Here is a 19,489-nt window from a genome sequence, read left to right as displayed (position 1 = left end):
GCGCTCTCCTTGAAACAGCTACCGCGATTCGCCCGGCAGAACGGGGAAACGGCGCGCGGTCCTTTCGTCACTGTCATGAATCGCGCGTCAGCATGCGCGAGATAACGAGGCGCTGAATTTCTTGTGTCCCTTCGTAAATTTGTGTAATTTTGGCATCGCGCATAAATCGTTCGACCGGATAGTCTTTCGTATAACCGTTGCCGCCGAAAATTTGCACTGCATCGACCGTCACTTTCATCGCCGTATCGCCGGCAAACAGTTTCGCCATCGCCGATGCTTTGCCATACGGCAAGCCGTTCGACTCAAGCCATGCCGCCTGATACGTCAGCAGCCTTGCCGCTTCAATGGCTGTCGCCATATCGGCGAGCTTAAAACCAACTCCTTGCTGTTCGGCGATCGGTTTCCCAAATTGGACGCGTTGTTTCGCATAGTCCACAGCCGCGTCGAGCGCCCCTTGGGCAATGCCGACCGCTTGGGCGGCGATGCCGTTGCGGCCGCCATCTAACGTCATCATGGCGATTTTAAATCCTTCCCCTTCTTGGCCAAGCAAGTTTTCTTTCGGGATGCGGCAATCTTCGAAAATCAGCTCGGTTGTCGGCGACGAACGGATGCCGAGTTTCTTTTCTTTTTTCCCGATCGAAAAGCCGGGGGTCCCTTTTTCGACGATGAAGGCGCTGATTCCTTTATGCCGCTTTTCCGGGTCGGTGACGGCGAAGACGACGTAAATTTCCGCTTCGCCGCCGTTCGTGATCCATACTTTAGAGCCGTTCAGGACGTAATGGTCGCCGTCTTTGACGGCGCGCGTTTTCATCGAGGCGACGTCAGACCCCGCCCCCGGCTCGGACAGCCCGTACGCGCCGAGCTTTTCCCCGGTCGCCAAGGCGCGCAAATACTTTTGCTTTTGCTCTTCGGTGCCGAATTTGTAAATCGGCCAGCTCGCCAGCGAAATGTGGGCGGAGAGCGTCACCCCGGTTGAAGCGCAGACGCGCGACAGCTCCTCGACGGCGATGACATACGCCAAATAATCGCTGCCGATGCCGCCGTACTCTTCCGGCCACGGGATGCCCGTTAAGCCGAGCTCGGCCATTTTGTTGAAAATGCTGCGGTCAAACCGTTCTTCCTCATCGCGCTCAGCAGCGGTTGGCGCCACTTCGTTTTCGGCAAATTCGCGCACCATCTTCCGCAGCATTTCATGTTCTTCGCTCAGTTGGAAATTCATAGCTTCATTCCCCCGTTTTTATAATAAAATCCTCGTCCCCATATGAGCGTGGTCATTGTTTTGTGAGCTGTTTGCTGATGACAATCCGTTGGATCTCGCTCGTTCCTTCGTAAATTTGGGTAATTTTCGCGTCGCGGAACAGCCGCTCGACCGGATAGTCTTCCGTATAGCCGTTGCCGCCGAACACTTGCACCGCCTCGATGGCGTTGTCCATAGCCGCTTGTGAAGCGAACAGTTTGGCCATCGACGCTTCTTTGCCGCACGGCAAGCCTTGGGCGCGCAGCCAAGCCGCGCGGTAGACGAGCCATTTCGCCGCCTCCGCCGCCGTTGCCATATCGGCGAGCTTGAAGGCGACGCCTTGCTGCTCGGCAATCGGTTTGCCAAACTGCACCCGTTCTTTCGCGTATGCCACCGCATGTTCAACCGCCGCTTCCGCAATGCCGAGCGCCTGGGCGGCGATGCCGATCCGGCCGACGTCAAGGTTCGCCATCGCGATTTTAAACCCTTCCCCTTCTTGGCCTAGCAAATTTTCCGCCGGCACTTTAGCGTCGTCAAACGTAATCGTTACCGTTCGCGATCCGTGCAACCCCATTTTTTTCTCATCTTTGCCGATCGCCATCCCCGGTGTTCCTTTTTCGACGATAAACGCGGAAATGCCGCGGCTGCCTTTTTCCTCCGGATTCGTGCGGGCGAACACGATGTACGTATCCGCTTCGCCGCCGTTCGTAATGAAAATTTTTGAACCGTTCAATACGTACGTATCACCGTGGCGCACCGCTTTTGTCTTTAAGCTTTTCGCGTCCGAACCGGCGCCCGGTTCGGTGAGGCAAAACGCCCCTAAAAACTCGCCGCGGGCAAGTTTCGTCACATACTTTTGTTTTTGCTCTTCCGTACCGAAATACAAAATTGGATTCGTCCCGACTGATGTGTGCACCGATAAAATGACGCCAACCGTCGGGCTTACTTTCGAAATTTCATGAATGGCGATAATGTAGGAAATAAAATCCATGCCTGCGCCGCCGTACGGTTCGGGAACGGTGATCCCCATCAGGCCGAGCTCGGCCATTTTGTTTAAAATCGGGCGCGGAAATTCCCCTTGTTCCATGCGCTCGACAAACGGGGCGATTTCCGCCGCTGCGAATTCGCGCACCATTTGCCGCATCATTTCTTGTTCTTCCGTAAATCGAAATTGCACGGGCCATCCCCCTTTGTCCTGTTGCTCGTCAATGTTGCCTTTACCCGCTTATTCGTATGTGTAAAACCCGCGACCTGTCTTGCGGCCAAGCCAACCAGCCTTGACGTATTTACGCAATAGCGGGCATGGGCGGTATTTGTCATCGCCAAACCCTTCATGAAGCGTTTCCATAATGTACAAGCACGTATCCAGCCCGATAAAGTCGGCGAGCGTGAGCGGCCCCATCGGATGGTTCATGCCAAGTTTCATCACTTCATCAATCGCCTCTTTTGTCGCTACTCCTTCGTACAAGGCATAAATCGCTTCGTTAATCATCGGCATAAGAACACGGTTGGAAACAAAGCCCGGAAAGTCATTCACTTCAACCGGCACTTTGCCAAGCGTCCGGGTGACCGCCTCAACCGTCTCGTATACCTCATCAGCCGTTGCCAAACCGCGGATAATTTCCACCAGCTTCATGACCGGCACCGGATTCATAAAGTGCATGCCGATTACGTTCTCCGGCCGCTTTGTCGCCGCTGCGATTTCGGTAATCGGGAGCGACGATGTATTCGAGGCTAAGATCGTCTCCGAACGGGCGATTTCGTCGAGCTCCGCAAACAGCTTCGTTTTCACATCCATGTTTTCGACAACCGCCTCAATGACGAGATCGGCTTTGGCGGCGTCATGCAAGTCGGTTGAACGGACGAGCCGCGACAGCGCGGCGTCTTTGGCTTCGGCTGTCATCTTGCCTTTTTCCACTTGGCGGCCGAGCAACGTTTCGATATTGGCCAGCCCTTTATCGAGTTGGGCTTCGCTAATGTCGTATAACAACACGTCATAGCCGGCGACAGCGCATACTTGGGCGATGCCCGACCCCATTTGTCCGGCGCCGACGACCATGATCGTTTTGACGTCCATGTTTCCATCCCCCTATAGCCAAATTCGCTAACGCTTTTGTTCGTTTCCTGACTCCATCCTTGGACAACGCAGATCGCAAACCAGCGGCCGCAGCGCCCAAGGAGGCGGCAGGCCATCCATATTCCAAAACCGCGGCCGCCCCACCGCCAAGCAAACCGCCTCCTGTATGGCGACAACGCCGTCAGGCGGCATGACGCGTCACGCCTCGACGGCGCGCGGCCGCGATGACGCGGCAGGCCATGCTTTATACTTCGATTAAGATGGCGTCGCCTTGACCGCCGCCGCTGCAAATCGCGGCAATGCCCAGCCCTCCGCCGCGGCGCTTCAACTCATGGGCGAGCGTCAAGATGATGCGCGCCCCGCTCGCGCCGATCGGATGACCGAGGGCGACAGCGCCGCCGTTGACGTTTACTTTTTCCGGATCAAGCCCGGCGATTTGAATGGCGGCAAGCGCGACAGCGGCAAACGCTTCGTTCACTTCGAACAAGTCAATGTCGTCAACGGTCTTTCCTGTTTTGCGGAGCAGTTCGTTGATGACAAGCCCCGGCGTTTTCGGGAAATCTTTCGCCTCGACGGCGATGGCCGTGTGGGCGACGACCGTTGCGAGCGGTTCGAACCCTTCCCGGGCGGCGCGCTCTTCGCTCATTAAGACGAGCGCCGCAGCGCCATCGTTGACGCCCGGGGCGTTGCCGGCCGTAATCGTGCCTTGCGGGTCAAATACCGGTGCCAGTTTGGCCAGCTTTTCCAGTGACGTATCTTTTCTTGGCGCCTCGTCGTGCTCGACAATGAGCGGCTCGCCTTTGCGCTGCGGGATCGAAACCGGCACGATTTCTTCCGCCAGCCGTCCGGCTTCGATGGCGGCAATGGCGCGCATATGGCTGCGGTATGCCCATTCGTCTTGCGCCTCTCTTGTAATGCCAAGCTCACGCGCCGTATTCCCGCCGTAGACGCCCATATGAACACCGGTGAAGCTGCACGTGAGGCCGTCATACACCATTAAATCTTTCACCGTGCTGTCGCCCATCCGCAGCCCCCAGCGCGCTTTCGGAAGCACATACGGGGCGTTGCTCATCGATTCCATCCCGCCGGCGACGACGACATCCGCCTCGCCTAAACGGATGAGCTGATCGGCAAGCGTCACGGCACGCATGCCGGATGCGCATACTTTGTTCACCGTCTCGGTGCGGACGTGCCACGGGATGCCGGCATGGCGCATCGCCTGGCGCGACGGGAGCTGCCCTTGTCCGCCTTGCAAGACGGTGCCCAAAATGACATGATCCACTTGTTCGGCGCTCACATTGGCGCGGGCGAGCGCCTCCTTCACGGCAATGCCGCCAAGCTCCGCTGCTGACAGCGCTTGCAAAGAACCTCCCAATTTTCCGAACGGGGTGCGAACCCCGCTTACAATCACTGCTTTCCCCATCATTCCTCTCCCCCTTTTCTCCATAAAGAAAACGATTACAAAACAAAGACTGAACGTTCGCTCGATGATGAGGCGAAAGAGAAGGCGTACCGCTGTACACCTCCCCCTCCCATTATACTTACTATTTTAAAAAATAGAAATTGTCTATGCAACCATTTTATGATGCGGCTTCTTCTTTTTCCTCACCAAACACCGATTTCGCCAACAGTTCCGCGACATCGTACGTCGAGACCCGATCCTCGACTTCTTTCGCTTTCGTGCCGTCTGACAGCATCGTCAAGCAGTACGGACAGCCGGAGCTGATCACCGTCGGATTGACCGCGAGCGCCTGCTCGGTGCGAGCGACGTTGATCCGGTTGCCGGTCGTCTCTTCCATCCACATGAGGCCGCCGCCGGCGCCGCAGCACATGCCGCGTTCGCGGTTGCGCTCCATCTCGACAAGCTCAACGCCCGGAATGGCGCGCAAAATTTGCCTTGGGGCGTCATACACGTCATTGTAGCGCCCTAAATAACACGAGTCATGGAACGTGATGCGCTCGTTGACCGGGTATTTCGGCACGAGGCGCCCTTCCTCGATGAGTTTGGCGAGCAGCTCGGTATGATGATACACTTCCGCCTCGAGCCCGAAGTCCGGGTATTCGTTTTTAAACGTGTTGTAGGCGTGCGGATCGATCGTGACAATTTTCTTGACGCCTGCCTTTTCAAACTCGGCGATGTTGTTCGTCGCCAGCTCCTGGAACAAAAACTCGTTCCCTAACCGGCGCGGCGTGTCGCCTGAGTTTTTCTCTTTATTGCCTAAAATCGCAAATTTGACGCCTGCCTCGTTGAGCAGCTTGGCAAACGCCAAGGCGATTTTTTGGCTTCGGCTGTCGTATGAGCCCATCGAGCCGACCCAGAACAAATACTCGATCTCTTCGCCTGCTTTGCTCGCTTCTTTCACCGTCGGGACGTGGATATCTTCGCGCAGCTCGCGCCAGTTTTCCCGCTCTTTCCGGTTTAACCCCCACGGGTTGCCTTGGCGTTCGATATTCGTCATCGCCCGCTGCGCGTCCGGATTCATCCGCCCTTCTGTCAACACGAGATAACGGCGCAAGTCGATGATTTTATCGACATGTTCGTTCATGACCGGGCATTGGTCTTCACAGTTTCGGCACGTCGTACAGGCCCAAATTTCTTCCTCAGTGATGACGTCGCCGATGAGGCTTGGCATTTCAATGGCCGCCGCCTGCTCGGCTGCCGCGGCGAACGCCAGCTGATTGCCTTTCGTATTTTTAAAGGCGAACGTCGGCACCCATGGCGCCCGCGACGTGACGACCGCCCCTTTTTCGGTCAAATGGTCGCGCAGCTTCAAAATCAAGTCCATTGGCGACAACATTTTCCCCGTGCCGGTCGCCGGACACATGCTCGTGCAGCGGCCGCATTCGACACAGGCGTACAAGTCGATCAACTGCTTTTGCGTAAAATCTTCAATTTTGCCGACGCCAAACGATTCTTGGCTTTCGTCTTCAAAGTTGATCGGCGAAAGCTTCGGCCGCGTCAGCCGGCTGAAAAAGACGTTGATGGGCGCAGCGATCAAATGAGCGTGCTTCGACTGTGGCACGTAGACAAGGAACGTCAGCAAAATCAATAAATGCACCCACCAGGAGACAAAAAACAGCACTGCCGCCCCGGTTTCGCCGACCCACGAAAATGCGCCGGCAATGAGCGAGGCGACCGGTTCGCTCCATGTCGCTTCCTCACCATGCCAAATCATGCTCATGCCGTTGCCAAACAATACCGACAACATCAATCCGCCGATAAAGATCAACACAAGCCCGGCTTTGAAATCGCGCTTCAGACGGACGAGTTTTTCAATGTAGCGACGGTAAAAGGCGGCGAGCACGGCGATTAAAATGAGCAAGGTGACGATTTCTTGGAAAAACGTAAACCATGGGTAAAGCGGCCCAAGCGGCAAGTGCGCCCCTGGCGCAAGCCCTTTGATGATAAAATCAATGGCGCCAAACTGGACGAGAATAAATCCATAGAAAAAGACGACGTGGATCAAGCCGCTTTTTTTGTCTTTAAGCAACTTTTTCTGGCCGAACACGTTGATCCAAATGTTGCGCAGCCGCTCATTCACTTTCTCGTCAAACTCAACCTTTTTGCCAAGTTTGATGTACATTGCCCGCGTTTTCACCACATACGCGAACAAATAAATGGCGTAAGCGGTTACAAATAAAAACGCAAGCAAGTTCACCAACAATAAGGCGTTCATCTTCTCTCCCCTTCCCCCACTTTTCCGGCGATTTTGTTGACATAACAAAAGGAATTTTCAGAATTGCGCTTTACGTCTATTGTACAAATGAATGAGCATTCAGTCAATAGCTTTTTTATCATTTCCGTCAGGAAGGTTTCCCCTTTCGAGCGAAAGAGGGGGACAAGGGGCTTTATAGTTGTCGGCGAGACGAGCCTCTCCGCTCGCGCTTGATCCGGACACGGCGGGATCCGAAGCACCGGCCCCCTGTAAGAACCGTTAAGTGCCCATCCGGCCAGGCGGGACGGAATCGGCGGCTCGAGCTTTGCTATTTTTGTACGTTGTAGGACACATTAATAAGTACTGAAGCGATGCACAGGAGGGGAAGGCATGGCCGTCATTGCTGTTATTGCCATCATATTCATGCTCATTTATCTTGATGACAAACTCGGACAGCTCGCGTTCCGGAACGGACGGAAAAAAGTCGTCTATCCGGAACGGAGAAGCGATATTACGCTCTATGTCAACGGCAGGCATTTATTTTCCGACTATTTTGCCGAGCTGCGCCGTGCCCGCGACCATATTCACATCCTGTTTTACATCATCAAAAGTGATGAAACGACGACACCATTTTTCCAAATTTTAAGGGAAAAAGCAGCCGAGGGAGTGAAAGTACGAGTGTTGGTCGACTGGGTCGGCAGCCTCGGGTTGCCGAAAGCGCTCATCCGCTCGCTGAGGGCGAGTGGAGTCGAATTCGCCTACGCCCGGCCGCCGCGCTTTCCGTTTTTCATTTACCGCCTCAACCGCCGCAACCACCGAAAAATTACGGTCGTTGACGGAAAGGTTGGGTACATGGGCGGTTTTAACATCGGCCGCGAATACAATGGGAAAGACGCCAATTTCGGGGAATGGCGCGACTATCACTTAAAAATCAGCGGCGAAGGGGTACACGACTTACAGGAACAATTTTTGCACGACTGGGAGGAGGCGACGGGCAAAACCGTCGCTGACAAACCCCGTTACTTCCCGCCCCTTCGCGCCGGCGCCATTCGCCATCAATTGGTCGCCACCGATGGCGCCGCACTCGAGGAACAGTATATCGATGTCATCCGTCATGCAAAAAAAGAAATCGTGATCGGCACCCCGTATTTTATCCCGAGCCGGCCGTTGTTTGACGAGCTCATGCGCGCGATCCGGCGCGGAGTGCGCGTCACTGTCATTGTGCCGCTGCGGGCGGACCATTTGTTTGTCCGCGAGGCCGCTTACCCGTATTTTTATCAAATGCTGAAGGCCGGGGCGCGCATTTACCGATTTTACCAAGGATTTTACCACGCCAAAACGATTGTCGTCGATGAGGAATGGTGCGATGTCGGCACCGCCAACTTTGACCGGCGCAGTTTGTTTTTAAACAGTGAAATTAACTGTTATGTGTTTGACCGTGCGTTCACCCGGCTCGTCAGGCAGGCGATCGAACGTGACTTGACACGCGCCGAGCCGCTGACGCTCGATTTTTGGCGGAATCGTTCGCTCCTTGACCGCGGCAAAGAGTCGATTTCCCAGCTGATTTCCGCCTGGCTGTAGGCAACGCGAAAAAAGCCGGCGATGTTCATGACCAACCCGCCTAACAGCGGCTTTCCCCGCGGGGGAGAACCTCGCCAAATGAGCCTTTTTCCCGGCAAAACCCGGCGCTTGGACGAACGCTCGGACAAAAGGGCAAAAGAATCCCGGCCGAAACCGCGAAACAAAAAACCCGGCCGGCGCCCGCGGCGATCTCACATCGCCAACATGGCGCCAGCCGGGATTGAATCAGCTTGCCATCCTGCGGCCGCCGTTCATTTCCAAAACAACGCCAGCCATTGAAACAGCCGCATCCCGAGATACACCCCGACGATGCCGGCAATGCCGGCCAACGCCGGAGGGGCCGGAATCGGCAGGCGGAACAACGTGAATAAACAACCGACGACCATGCCAGTGACAAGCGACAAGATGACTTCTTTCATTCGTTGATCCTCCACCGTTGTTTTCCTTTAGGATGTCCAAACAAAAAGGGGGCAATCGCCCCCTCCGTTCGGTTTGTTCGTTTACATTTGTTCGGGCGCTGAAACGCCGATGAGTGCCAAGGCGTTGCGCAACGTGATTTGCACCGCCTTCACCAGCGCAAGGCGGGCTCTCGTTTTTTCGATGTTGTCAAGATCAAGCACTTTTTCCGCGTTGTAGAAGCTATGAAGCGCTGACGCCAACTCAAACGCATAGGCAGTGACGCGGTGCGGCATCCGCTTGAGCGCCGCCTCAGCGACCACGTCCGGGAAGTCGCCGAGCACCTTGAGCAGCTCAATTTCCTTCTCGGTCTCCACTAAATGATGCAAAGCGAGGTCGCCTTCGTGCGACACGTTTTGCTCTTCCGCCTGGCGGAGAATGCTTGAGACGCGGGCGTGTGCATATTGGACGTAGTAAACCGGATTTTCATTCGACTGCGATACGGCCAAGTCCATGTCAAAGTCGAGATGCGTATCGCCCGAGCGCATCGCAAAGAAATAGCGGACGGCATCGACGCCGACTTCCTCCATCAGCTCGCGCATCGTCACCGCCTTGCCGGTGCGCTTGCTCATTTTCACGCGCTCGCCGTTTTGGTATAAATTCACCATTTGGATGATTTCGACTTCGAGCGCCTCCGGATCGTAGCCAAGCGCCGCAATCGCCGCTTTCATGCGCGGAATATAGCCGTGGTGGTCCGCCCCCCAGACGTTGATGAGCTTTTTGAACCCGCGCCGCAGCTTGTCTTGATGGTAGGCGATGTCCGGAAGCAAGTACGTATACGTGCCGTCTTGCTTAATTAACACGCGGTCTTTGTCATCGCCAAAGGCGGTCGAACGGAACCATGTCGCGCCGTCTTGTTCGTAAATGTAGCCGCGCTCGCGCAACGTCGAGAGCGCCTCATCGATTTTGCCGCTTTCATAAAGCGACGTTTCCGAATACCAGACGTCAAACGGAACACGGAATGCGGCCAAATCTTGTTTAATTTTGTCGAGCTCATAACGAAGACCGTACTCGCGGAAGAACGCAAGCCGCTCCTCTTCATCGGCGTGGACGAACCGGTCGCCGTATTCCTCGGCCAGCTGTTTGCCGATTTCGACGATGTCGTCGCCGTAATAGCCGTCCTCCGGCAGCGGCATATCGGTGCCAAGCGCTTGGAAATAGCGGGCTTCGACCGATTTCGCCAAGTTGTAAATTTGCTTGCCGGCGTCGTTAATGTAGTATTCGCGCGTCACGTCAAAGCCGGCTTTCGCCAAAATGTTGCAAAGCGAATCGCCGACCGCCGCGCCGCGGGCATGGCCCAAATGCAAGTCGCCGGTCGGGTTGGCGGAGACGAACTCGACTTGCACCTTTTCCCCGTTGCCGACGTTCGATTCGCCGTACGCTTGTCCGGCCTGCAAAATCGCCGGTACGACCGCCGTCAAATAGCGGTTGTCCATGTAAAAGTTGATAAAGCCCGGCCCCGCCACCTCAACGCGCGCCACCGATACGCGTCCGCGGTCGAGCTGCGCGGCGATGGCTTCGGCGATCGCCCGCGGCGGTTTTTTCGCAAGGCGGGCAAGCTGCATGGCGATATTCGTCGAGTAATCGCCGTGCGCCTTTTCGCGCGGCACCTCAAGCAGCACTTCCGGCAGCTCGTCGGCCGAAACGAGCCCGGCTTTTACCGCCGCCTGGCGAATTTCGTCTTTCAGCTGTTCTTTCATTTGTCCGACAATGTTCATCGGCTTATACCCCCTTAAATGTCAACGTCAACGTATGGCGCCCGCTCCGCTCGTTTTGCAGCACGAGTTCGTAGGAGAGAAAGAGCCGCCCCCGCTTCCGCTTGTCGTCATAGTGAAACTCGATCGCATCCGTTTTCGCCGCCATCGCCCACCGCCCAAACGCCGTTTGGTAATGGCCGGGCAGCTCTTGCCGGCGGCGGAACGTTTGCCGCATCTCGACCGCCCCGGAGCGAATGACGACGACTTCCTCAGGCGCGATTTTCACCGTCGTTTTCACCCGCCCCAGTTCGTTTTCCTCCTCAAACTGCAAATAGCCCGTTGTCCCTTTTATGTAATACACACCGTCCGCCTCAAGCACGACCGTCTCCCGGCGCGCACTGTCGCGGATGACAGCGACTTGGCGAAGCTGCACCGGCATACCATTTCGTTCCTTCATGGCTGAACACACCTTTGCGAGCAAAACAGTCATAACATTAAGTATAAAGAACTGCCCCGTCCGATTCAAGGGGGGACAAGCTTGGCGGCGGGTTTCTGTCCCCGTTCGCCAAAAAGAAAAAAGCCCAAAGCCGAAGCCTTGGAGCTTTTCTCCAACCACATTTTATGACGGTGTCCGAACGTTTTGCAGCACGTTAACGGCAAACGCAATAACCGCGAGGACGACGAGCACCCCGCCGATGGCCGTCACCGGCACGAACGCTTCGTTGCCGTAAACGACGAAAACAAGACCGATCATCATAACCGGCAACCCGATATTGTGCAGCCAAAAATGAACGTTGGCCAACTTGGTGGCTGCTGCTTGCGGGAATAAATGATAAATAATACCGGCAAGCGTCAGTGCGGTCCAGCCGAGCAAGTTAATATGGACATGAACCGGAGTCAGCGTAAACGAATGGGTCATGGACATGCCAAGACCGATACAGACGCCAATGACAAAGTAGACAACGGAAATTTTGATCAGCTTCACGCCCATCTTTGTTCCCCCTCCCCCCTTTTCTTTTGTTAATATATTACATATTATTATGTTCCGTACCCTTATATTCCTGCTCCTTTGGCCCTGCCCAAGAAAAAAAAAGCGCCCTCGCACATTGGCGATTTAGGCGCTTTTTCCTATGTTCACTTCACCACCCAGCCGAGCAGCATTTCTCTCACAAGCTTGCTCGCTGTGTTGGCGGTTTGTTCCGAATGGTCGTAAATCGGCGCGACTTCCACTAAATCGGCGCCGACAACGCGAACGTCAGAGCGGGCGATCTCATGGATCGCCGCCAACAGCTCTTTCGATGTAATCCCGCCGGCATCCACCGTTCCCGTACCCGGAGCGTGGGCCGGGTCGAGCACATCGATGTCAATCGTCACATACACCGGGCGGCCGGCGAGTTTCGGCAGCACCGAACGGAGCGGTTCAAGCACGTCAAACTTGGCGATGTACATGCCGTTTTGTTTCGCCCATTCGAACTCTTCTTTCATGCCGGAGCGAATGCCGAACGAAAAGACGTTCGTCGGGCCGATGAGATCGGCGGCTTTGCGGATCGGCGTCGCATGCGACAACGGCTCGCCTTCGTAATGTTCGCGCAAGTCGGTATGGGCGTCCATGTGAATGACGGCCAAATCCGGGTAATAGTCGTGCACGGCTTTGATGACCGGCCAAGAGACAAGGTGTTCGCCGCCGAGACCGAGCGGAAACTTGCCGGCATCAAGCACTTTTCTGACGAACTGTTCTATCAGCTCCAAGCTGCGGGCGGCGTTGCCAAACGGCAGCGGGATGTCGCCGGCGTCAAAGTAACGGACATCCTTTAGCTCCCGGTCCAAATATGGGCTATATTCTTCAAGGCCGATCGACACTTCGCGGATGCGGGCCGGACCGAACCGCGAACCGGGCCGGTAGCTGACGGTCCAATCCATCGGCATCCCGTAGATGACCGCTTCGCTCTCCTCGAAATTCGGATGGCTGCCAATAAAGACGTTGCCGGAGTAAGCCTCATCAAACCGCATTCATCTTCCCCCTCATTTCACCAAGTCCGCGACAAACTTCGGCAGTACGAAACACGCTTTGTGCAGCTCTTTCGTGTAATATTTCGTGTCAATGTCGTGGAACCGGTCGTCGCTGACCGCAAGCGGGTCGTATTTTTTCGAGCCGAGCGTAAACGTCCAGAGCCCGCTCGGATACGTTGGAATGTTCGCCGTATACAAACGGGTGATCGGGAAAATTTCTTTCACATCGCGGTAGACGTTGCGGATCAAGTCAGCTTTAAACCACGGGTTGTCCGTTTGGGCGACGAACATGCCGTCCTCTTTCAACGCGTTGGCGATCCCGGCATAAAACCCTTTGGTGAACAAGCTGACCGCCGGGCCGACTGGTTCCGTCGAGTCGACCATAATGACGTCGTATTCGTTTTCGCTTTGGGCGATGTGCATAAACCCGTCATCGACTTTCACTTCGACGCGCGGATCATCAAGCTTTCCGGCAATTTCCGGCAAATATTTTTTCGAATACTCGATCACTTTGCCGTCAATTTCCACGAGCGTCGCTTTTTTGACGCTCGGGTGTTTCAACACTTCACGGATGACGCCGCCGTCGCCGCCGCCGACGACAAGGACGTTCTCCGGCTTAGGATGGGTGAACAACGGCACATGGGCGACCATTTCGTGGTAGACGAATTCGTCTTTTTGCGTCGTCATCACCATGCCGTCTAAAATGAGCATGTTGCCAAACTCCGCCGTTTCGACCATATCAAGCTTTTGAAACGGCGTTTGTTCTGTATGTAAAGTGCGGGTAATGCGTGCCGTGATGCCAAAATGTTCTGTCTGCTTTTCCGTAAACCATAGTTCCATCGGTAACATCCTTTCTCCGAACATTGCTTACTATCAAGTTTCCCTTGCCAACGAAAAACTAAACATGAAAAAGTATAGAGCAATCTAGCAAAAATGCAAGGGGAACAAGTTTAAAATAAAAAAATTTTTTTCATACTAGTAAGAAAAGTGGGGAGCGCCCGCCCGCTGCATTTCGCCAGAGGGCCAAACGACGCGCTTTTCCGCCAACATCGCCGAGGTGATGCGCAATGGAACCGATCCCGGGCAGCCGTTTTCGCGGCACGTGGAAATATGTGCGCGCCGCCATGTTTATTAGTGTTTTTCTTGCGATCTTTGCTTCCGCCGCCCTCGGGAGCTTTATTTTGTTCGCCAAAATCGAGGGCGCCCCGCCGGTTGCCGTGCCGCAAACGACGATTTTTTACGCGGATGACGGCCGCAAAATCGGGGAAAGCGACCATGGGCAAAAGCGGTACTGGGTCCGGCTTGATGACATTTCCCCGCACGTCATTGAAGCGACGATCGCCGTGGAAGATCGAAAGTTTTACGAACATCACGGATTTGACTTGAAACGGATCGCCGCCGCGGTGTTGGCCAACATCCAGGCCATGGACAAAGTGCAAGGGGCGAGCACGATCACCCAGCAATATGCCCGCAACTTGTTTTTAACGCATGAGAAAACGTGGTCGCGGAAAATTCAAGAAGCGCTGTACACGATCCGCCTTGAAGCCAACTACAGCAAAGAAAAAATTTTAGAAGGCTATTTAAACACCATTTACTATGGCCATGGCGCCTACGGCATCGAGGCGGCGGCGCGTTATTATTTCGGCAAGCATGCCGATGAACTGACGATAAGCGAAGCGGCCATGTTAGCCGGCATTCCGAAAGGCCCATACTACTATTCGCCGCTTGTGAACGAAGAGCGGGCGAAAGCGCGGCAAAAAATCGTGCTCACCTCCATGGTGGAAGCGGGCTACATCAGCCGCGAAGAGGCGGAGCGGGCGTACCGCGACAAGCTCGTTTACGTCCGCCACCGCGAACAGGAGCAGCCCATGGCCCCGTATTTCCAAGATGTCGTCAAACAGCAGCTGCGCACGAAGCTTGGCCTTGATGAGCGGACGATCGAGCTCGGGGGATTGCGCGTCTACACAACGCTCGACCGGCGCCTGCAGCGAATCGCCGAAGAACAATTTAAGCAAGTCATCAGCCCCCATTCCGCCATCCAGGCGGCATTGGTGGCCATGGATCCGCGCACAGGGGAAGTAAAGGCGCTCATCGGCGGCCGCGATTATGAAGAAAGCCCGTTCAACCGCGCTGTGCAAGCCGAACGCCAGCCGGGGTCGACGTTTAAACCGTTTTTGTATTACGCGGCGATCGAGCAAGGGTTTACCCCGTCGACGCAGCTGCGCAGCGAACTGACCACCTTTACGTTTGACGGGGGCCGGGCGACGTATACGCCGCATAACTACAACGACTATTACGCGGACGGCCCGATTACGCTTGCCCAGGCGCTCGCCGTCTCCGACAACGTCTTCGCCGTCAAAACGCTGCAGTTTATCGGTGCCGCTAAACTCGTTGAAACAGCGAAAGCGCTCGGCATTACGAGCAAACTGAAGGCCGTGCCGTCACTCGCCCTTGGCACGTCGCCGGTGAAAATGATCGACATGGTCGCCGCATACGGCACGATCGCCAACTACGGCAAAAAAGCGGGCCCGGTGTTCATTAAAAAAGTCGTCGACGCGAACGGAAACGTCTTATATGAACACAAACCGGCAAGCGAGCAAGTACTCGACCGCGACGCGGCGTTTGTGACCGCCCACTTAATGACCGGGATGTTCGATCCAAAGCTCAACGGCTATACGACCGTCACCGGGCAGTCGATCGCCGATGAAATGACGCGCCCGTACGCCGGCAAGTCCGGAACGACGAAAACGGACAGCTGGATGATCGGCTTCGCCCCGCAACTTGTTGCCGGCGTCTGGACCGGGTACGACCGCGGTGAGACGATGAGCCGCTTTGATGAGAAACAATACGCGAAACAAATATGGGTTCGTTTTATGGAGGAAAGCCTCGCCGGCGAGCCGGAAAAATCGTTTAAGCCGACCAAAGGCGTCATCGGCGTCTACGTCGACCCGCAAAACGGAAAGCTGGCGACCGATTCGTGCCCGGTGAAGCGGAAAACGTATTATATCGCCGGCACAGAACCGGTCGACTATTGCACTGATCATTGGGAAAAGAAAAAGAAGAAAAAAGAAGACGGCAAAAGTTGGTGGGAAAAATGGCTGCCGTGGTTCTAAAGAAAATCCCCTGCGTTTGCACGCAGGGGATTTTCTTGTCCTAGTTTTCCTGTGTTATACATGTAGATTTAGTTTATCCTTTTTTCCAAACAAGAACAAGCCCTTGCCCATATCTTTTCACAAAACCGTCACATTTCCCCTTCCAAATCTTGTTTCAGCTTATCGCTCGAGCGGTTCCATATCTCGATGTCGTGGCCTTTCAAAAAGTTCGCGAGCACCCGTTTTGATTTGGCGTCCATATGGTCGACGATAATGTGCCGCTTCAGCGATTTATCGAGCCGGTTCACATGTTCCGGCAACAGCTTATAGCCGCGGCGCGCCTCGCGATCAACCGTCATTTCGCACGCCGTCACCCCGGCGTAATACGGGCCGTCGGCGCCACGCTCGATCGTCACCCAGACGATCCAATACGGCTTGCCGTTCGGGACGGCGGAACGGTCGGGCAAAAATTTAATGCCGCGCTCGACAGCGCTGCGCGCATGCATCGCCCCCATGTCGACGAACGCTTCGCCCGCTTCGACGTCAATGATGACCGGCGACACGTTTTCCAAGCTCAACGCCCCGGCGCCAAAGCCGCGGTGCCCGTCGGTCGGATCGTCCTTAATGATGTTAAACCCGATGTTTTTTTTCTTTTTTTGCTCCACTCGCTTCTTCCTCCTTCCTACATAAACAAGCTGGCAGCCAACGACTGCAAGTTCTCAAGCACAAACGGCAGCGCCACTTGAAACACCGGCTCAATCGTATAACGGTCGAGCGGCGTCAGCACGAGAATAAGGAAAATGAGCGCCCCGTAGTTTTCCCATTGCGTCATTTTCGCCCGCAACCCGTCCGGCGCCAAATCTTCAATAATACGATACCCATCAAGCGGCGGAAACGGCAATAAATTAAACACAAACAAGACGGTGTTCAAGCCGATAAAAATTTGGAAAAACATATCGAACCCGGCCGCAAACCAATCAGGCAACGCCCGCATGATGCCGAAATCGATCATCGCATACCAGATGACAAACCCGAGCCCGGCCAGCACCAAATTGCTGAGCGGCCCGGCGACCGACACAAGAATGCCGGCCAGGCGCGGATTTTTAAAATGGAAGCGGTTGACCGGAACCGGCCGCGCCCAGCCAAATCCAGCCAAGAAAATGAGCAGCGTGCCAAGCAAATCCAAATGGGCAAACGGCGATAATGTCAACCGCCCTTGATTTTTCGCGGTCGGGTCGCCGAACTTGTACGCGACATACGCATGGGCGAATTCGTGCACGGAAAACGCCAGCGCCAGCGTCAAGAGCACATACGGAATTTCGCTTAACGAATACGGCAAAATGTGTTCCACGTGATTAACTCCTTTTCCCCTGTATTCACTATCCTTAGTATACATGATTTACCGTCAAAAGTGGACTCAACTTCCTTGCCGCATGGTATAATAAGCGCGACAGCACTCGACAATAAAATTAGGAGGGAATGGCTATGCCGTACGTCACGATCAAAATGCTCGCCGGCCGCACGGACGAGCAAAAGAAAGCGCTGGTGGAAAAAGTGACCGACGCCGTTGTGGAAACGACCGGGGCGAAAAAAGAGAGCGTGGTCGTGTTCATCGAAGAAATGACAAAAGACCATTATGCCGTCGCCGGAAAACGGCTGAGCGACGCGGAGTAACAAACGGGGGGCGCCAGCGGGCGTCCCCGTTGCTTTTTGGGATAAAAACGAATATTATTATAGTTGTCTTTCATATTGTTCGTTTTTAGGAGGTTGCCTATGATTCGTTTTTCGGACAACACTGTCGACCACAAAACGGAAATTTTCGCCGGGTTGACAACATTTTTAACGATGGTATATATCATCGTCGTCAATCCGGTCATCTTGTCGGACGCCGGCGTCCCGTTTGAACAGGCGTTCACCGCCACTGTCATCGCCACCGTTGTGGGCACGCTTTGGATGGCCATCTTCGCCAACTATCCGATCGCCATCGCGCCCGGCATGGGGCTGAACGCGTACTTCGCCTATTCCGTCGTCGGGTCGCACGGCGACATTTCGTACGAAACTGCGTTTTCCGCCGTGTTCGTGGCCGGGGTGCTGTTTTTGCTGCTGTCGCTCACCCCGCTCCGCAGCAAGCTGATCGAAGTGATCCCTGACAGTTTGAAGCACGGCATCACCGCTGGCATCGGGCTGTTTATCGCTTTCATCGGCTTGCGGCTGACCGGAATCATTCAAGCTCATCCGCAAAATTTAGTGGCGCTTGGCAACTTGCATGCCCCGTCGGCTCTGTTGACGCTCATCGGCCTCGCCGTGACGCTTGTACTCATGATGCGCGGCGTCAACGGCGCGCTCTTTTACGGCATGGTCATCACCGGCGTCATCGCCTACGCGACCGGTCAGCTTCACTTTGACAAAGGAATTGTGTCGCTGCCGGCGCTGCCGGACGGGCTTGTCGTCGCCAATCCGTTCGCGGCCGTCGGCGATGTCATTAGCCACAGCTTGTACGCTGTCGTCTTTTCCTTTTTGCTCGTCACGCTTTTTGACACGACCGGCACGATGATCGGCGTCGCCCAGCAAGCCGGGCTGATGAAAGGAAACACGTTGCCGCGCGCCCGCGAGGCGCTCTTGGCCGACTCGGTCGCGACGACGATCGGCGCCATGTTTGGCACGAGCCCGACGTCCGCGTACATCGAATCCTCAACCGGCGTCGCCGCCGGCGGCCGCACCGGCTGGACGGCGCTCACGGTCGCCATTTTGTTTATCGCAGCCGCCTTTTTCAGCCCGCTCGTCGGCGCCGTTGCTGGGCTTTCCGCCATCACCGCTCCGGCGCTCATTGTCGTCGGCAGCTTGATGATCAGCAACATCGCCCATATCGATTGGCGCGAATTGGACGAGGCGTTCCCGGCCTTTCTCATCATCTTAAGCATGCCGCTCACCTCCAGCATCGCGACCGGCATCGCGCTCGGCTTCGTCTCGTACCCGCTTTTAAAAATCGCCCGCGGCCGCTGGCGCGACGTGCACCCGCTGTTGTACGTGCTTGCGGTGCTGTTCTTTTTGCAGCTGGCGTTTTTGCCGCATTAATGAAGAAGGTGTCCCCGGAACAATGGGACACCTTTTCGTCTATGGCCAACTGACGATCCGTTGAAACCGCATTTTCCACCCGTCTACACACAAGCGCTCTTGTGGCATCGGCTGCGCAGCGCCTCAATATACGCATACGCCTCTTCGATTTCGTCCTCGGTATAGCGCTGTTTGCTTTTTAGGACAGCGATCTTCTCTTTTACGTCGTCTTTTGGCAAATGTTCAAAATAGAGCACGGTCGAGACAAGCTCCAAAAAGCGCGCGTTTTGTCCGTTCATCGCCTGCATGCATTCGGCAAGGCCCGGCATCTCCCAGTCGTAATGGCGCAAAAACTGTTCGCCCGCTTCGGTCAATGTGTAGCGGTATTGCACATAGCCGCTTTTTTTCTCTTTCACTTCATGCAAAAAGCCGAGCGCGCACAGCTCTTCGATGCGGCACGTCAACTCTTCCGAATACGGGCCGTAAAAGTGAAAGTCAAACTTCTCATAAAACGGAAAGTCGAGCTTCTTGGCGATGTAAATCATTTTTTGCAGCTTTTTGCGGCCCGCTATTTCCCCGGCGGCCGCCAACGCCTTCATCACTTTCGCATGCTCTGTGAGCACTCCCCG

At 55.2% G+C, this 19,489-nt stretch carries 18 protein-coding genes; 4 read left to right on the top strand and 14 right to left on the bottom strand.

Annotated elements, in window-relative coordinates:
* Window positions 1-73 precede the first annotated feature (73 nt).
* The 5 genes from ACTVDO_RS02955 to ACTVDO_RS02935 form a co-directional block, all read right to left on the bottom strand.
* On the bottom strand, window positions 74-1,219 hold the full coding sequence (locus ACTVDO_RS02955; RefSeq protein ID WP_020961537.1) for an acyl-CoA dehydrogenase: 1,146 nt from the start codon (window positions 1,217-1,219) through the stop codon (window positions 74-76).
* Between the two features lie 52 nt (window positions 1,220-1,271).
* Window positions 1,272-2,414: an acyl-CoA dehydrogenase gene (locus ACTVDO_RS02950; protein WP_020961538.1), complete on the bottom strand. Its 1,143-nt coding sequence runs from the start codon at window positions 2,412-2,414 to the stop codon at window positions 1,272-1,274.
* Between the two features lie 48 nt (window positions 2,415-2,462).
* Window positions 2,463-3,314, bottom strand: a complete 852-nt coding sequence (locus ACTVDO_RS02945) for a 3-hydroxybutyryl-CoA dehydrogenase (RefSeq protein ID WP_442900988.1) — start codon at window positions 3,312-3,314, stop codon at window positions 2,463-2,465.
* A 244-nt stretch (window positions 3,315-3,558) separates the two neighbouring features.
* Window positions 3,559-4,737: an acetyl-CoA C-acetyltransferase gene (locus ACTVDO_RS02940; protein WP_020961540.1), complete on the bottom strand. Its 1,179-nt coding sequence runs from the start codon at window positions 4,735-4,737 to the stop codon at window positions 3,559-3,561.
* Between the two features lie 157 nt (window positions 4,738-4,894).
* On the bottom strand, window positions 4,895-6,991 hold the full coding sequence (locus ACTVDO_RS02935; RefSeq protein WP_020961541.1) for a heterodisulfide reductase-related iron-sulfur binding cluster: 2,097 nt from the start codon (window positions 6,989-6,991) through the stop codon (window positions 4,895-4,897).
* 369 nt (window positions 6,992-7,360) lie between these two features.
* Here ACTVDO_RS02935 and cls point away from each other — a divergent pair, with 369 nt between their 5' ends.
* A complete protein-coding gene (cls, locus tag ACTVDO_RS02930; protein ID WP_442900987.1) occupies window positions 7,361-8,551 on the top strand; it encodes a cardiolipin synthase in 1,191 nt (396 codons plus the stop codon).
* A 251-nt stretch (window positions 8,552-8,802) separates the two neighbouring features.
* Here the strand turns inward: cls and ACTVDO_RS02925 are convergent, their stop codons facing one another.
* The 6 genes from ACTVDO_RS02925 to speE all read right to left on the bottom strand — a co-directional run bounded on the left by ACTVDO_RS02925 (window position 8,803) and on the right by speE (window position 13,554).
* Window positions 8,803-8,970 carry a XapX domain-containing protein gene (locus ACTVDO_RS02925; protein ID WP_020961544.1) on the bottom strand — a complete coding sequence of 56 codons (168 nt, stop codon included), beginning with the start codon at window positions 8,968-8,970 and terminating at the stop codon, window positions 8,803-8,805.
* A gap of 81 nt (window positions 8,971-9,051) precedes the next feature.
* Window positions 9,052-10,725, bottom strand: coding sequence for an arginine--tRNA ligase (gene argS, locus ACTVDO_RS02920; RefSeq protein ID WP_020961545.1), 1,674 nt, complete (start codon window positions 10,723-10,725; stop codon window positions 9,052-9,054).
* Window positions 10,726-10,729: 4 nt separating this feature from the next.
* The gene (locus ACTVDO_RS02915) at window positions 10,730-11,161 is read right to left on the bottom strand and encodes a DUF1934 domain-containing protein (protein WP_041267805.1); all 432 of its coding nucleotides are present in this window, start codon (window positions 11,159-11,161) and stop codon (window positions 10,730-10,732) included.
* Window positions 11,162-11,323: 162 nt separating this feature from the next.
* The gene (locus ACTVDO_RS02910; protein WP_020961547.1) at window positions 11,324-11,695 is read right to left on the bottom strand and encodes a hypothetical protein; all 372 of its coding nucleotides are present in this window, start codon (window positions 11,693-11,695) and stop codon (window positions 11,324-11,326) included.
* 143 nt (window positions 11,696-11,838) lie between these two features.
* A complete protein-coding gene (gene speB / locus ACTVDO_RS02905) occupies window positions 11,839-12,714 on the bottom strand; it encodes an agmatinase (RefSeq protein WP_020961548.1) in 876 nt (291 codons plus the stop codon).
* A gap of 12 nt (window positions 12,715-12,726) precedes the next feature.
* The gene (speE, locus tag ACTVDO_RS02900) at window positions 12,727-13,554 is read right to left on the bottom strand and encodes a polyamine aminopropyltransferase (RefSeq protein WP_442900986.1); all 828 of its coding nucleotides are present in this window, start codon (window positions 13,552-13,554) and stop codon (window positions 12,727-12,729) included.
* Window positions 13,555-13,781: 227 nt separating this feature from the next.
* On the opposite strand from speE, the gene ACTVDO_RS02895 reads away from it, so the two are divergent.
* Window positions 13,782-15,827, top strand: a complete 2,046-nt coding sequence (locus ACTVDO_RS02895; RefSeq protein ID WP_020961550.1) for a transglycosylase domain-containing protein — start codon at window positions 13,782-13,784, stop codon at window positions 15,825-15,827.
* A gap of 128 nt (window positions 15,828-15,955) precedes the next feature.
* On the opposite strand, the gene ACTVDO_RS02890 is transcribed toward ACTVDO_RS02895, so the two are convergent.
* Window positions 15,956-16,471 carry a YwhD family protein gene (locus ACTVDO_RS02890; protein WP_020961551.1) on the bottom strand — a complete coding sequence of 172 codons (516 nt, stop codon included), beginning with the start codon at window positions 16,469-16,471 and terminating at the stop codon, window positions 15,956-15,958.
* 17 nt (window positions 16,472-16,488) lie between these two features.
* Window positions 16,489-17,157 carry a site-2 protease family protein gene (locus ACTVDO_RS02885; RefSeq protein WP_020961552.1) on the bottom strand — a complete coding sequence of 223 codons (669 nt, stop codon included), beginning with the start codon at window positions 17,155-17,157 and terminating at the stop codon, window positions 16,489-16,491.
* Window positions 17,158-17,291: 134 nt separating this feature from the next.
* On the opposite strand from ACTVDO_RS02885, the gene ACTVDO_RS02880 reads away from it, so the two are divergent.
* Window positions 17,292-17,480: a 2-hydroxymuconate tautomerase gene (locus ACTVDO_RS02880; RefSeq protein ID WP_020961553.1), complete on the top strand. Its 189-nt coding sequence runs from the start codon at window positions 17,292-17,294 to the stop codon at window positions 17,478-17,480.
* A gap of 99 nt (window positions 17,481-17,579) precedes the next feature.
* A complete protein-coding gene (locus ACTVDO_RS02875; protein WP_020961554.1) occupies window positions 17,580-18,881 on the top strand; it encodes an NCS2 family permease in 1,302 nt (433 codons plus the stop codon).
* 83 nt (window positions 18,882-18,964) lie between these two features.
* On the opposite strand, the gene ACTVDO_RS02870 is transcribed toward ACTVDO_RS02875, so the two are convergent.
* The gene (locus tag ACTVDO_RS02870; protein WP_020961555.1) at window positions 18,965-19,483 is read right to left on the bottom strand and encodes a YwgA family protein; all 519 of its coding nucleotides are present in this window, start codon (window positions 19,481-19,483) and stop codon (window positions 18,965-18,967) included.
* Window positions 19,484-19,489 lie beyond the last annotated feature (6 nt).

Origin of the sequence: Geobacillus sp. BK01 (assembly GCF_052220245.1) — a bacterium.
In the GTDB taxonomy this organism is placed as follows: Bacteria; Bacillota; Bacilli; order Bacillales; family Anoxybacillaceae; genus Geobacillus.
This window is presented reverse-complemented; position numbering and strand designations above follow the sequence as displayed.

Excerpts from the sequence above, each read along its gene's own strand:
- ACTVDO_RS02940 (WP_020961540.1), bottom strand. The coding sequence starts at position 4,737 with ATGGGGAAAGCAGTGATTGTAAGCGGGGTTCGCACCCCGTTCGGAAAA.
- ACTVDO_RS02945 (WP_442900988.1), bottom strand. The coding sequence starts at position 3,314 with ATGGACGTCAAAACGATCATGGTCGTCGGCGCCGGACAAATGGGGTCG.
- ACTVDO_RS02955 (WP_020961537.1), bottom strand. The coding sequence starts at position 1,219 with ATGAATTTCCAACTGAGCGAAGAACATGAAATGCTGCGGAAGATGGTG.
- ACTVDO_RS02915 (WP_041267805.1), bottom strand. The coding sequence starts at position 11,161 with ATGAAGGAACGAAATGGTATGCCGGTGCAGCTTCGCCAAGTCGCTGTC.
- ACTVDO_RS02935 (WP_020961541.1), bottom strand. The coding sequence starts at position 6,991 with ATGAACGCCTTATTGTTGGTGAACTTGCTTGCGTTTTTATTTGTAACC.
- ACTVDO_RS02880 (WP_020961553.1), top strand. The coding sequence starts at position 17,292 with ATGCCGTACGTCACGATCAAAATGCTCGCCGGCCGCACGGACGAGCAA.
- ACTVDO_RS02925 (WP_020961544.1), bottom strand. The coding sequence starts at position 8,970 with ATGAAAGAAGTCATCTTGTCGCTTGTCACTGGCATGGTCGTCGGTTGT.
- speB (WP_020961548.1), bottom strand. The coding sequence starts at position 12,714 with ATGCGGTTTGATGAGGCTTACTCCGGCAACGTCTTTATTGGCAGCCAT.
- ACTVDO_RS02895 (WP_020961550.1), top strand. The coding sequence starts at position 13,782 with ATGGAACCGATCCCGGGCAGCCGTTTTCGCGGCACGTGGAAATATGTG.
- speE (WP_442900986.1), bottom strand. The coding sequence starts at position 13,554 with ATGGAACTATGGTTTACGGAAAAGCAGACAGAACATTTTGGCATCACG.
- ACTVDO_RS02910 (WP_020961547.1), bottom strand. The coding sequence starts at position 11,695 with ATGGGCGTGAAGCTGATCAAAATTTCCGTTGTCTACTTTGTCATTGGC.
- argS (WP_020961545.1), bottom strand. The coding sequence starts at position 10,725 with ATGAACATTGTCGGACAAATGAAAGAACAGCTGAAAGACGAAATTCGC.
- cls (WP_442900987.1), top strand. The coding sequence starts at position 7,361 with ATGGCCGTCATTGCTGTTATTGCCATCATATTCATGCTCATTTATCTT.
- ACTVDO_RS02875 (WP_020961554.1), top strand. The coding sequence starts at position 17,580 with ATGATTCGTTTTTCGGACAACACTGTCGACCACAAAACGGAAATTTTC.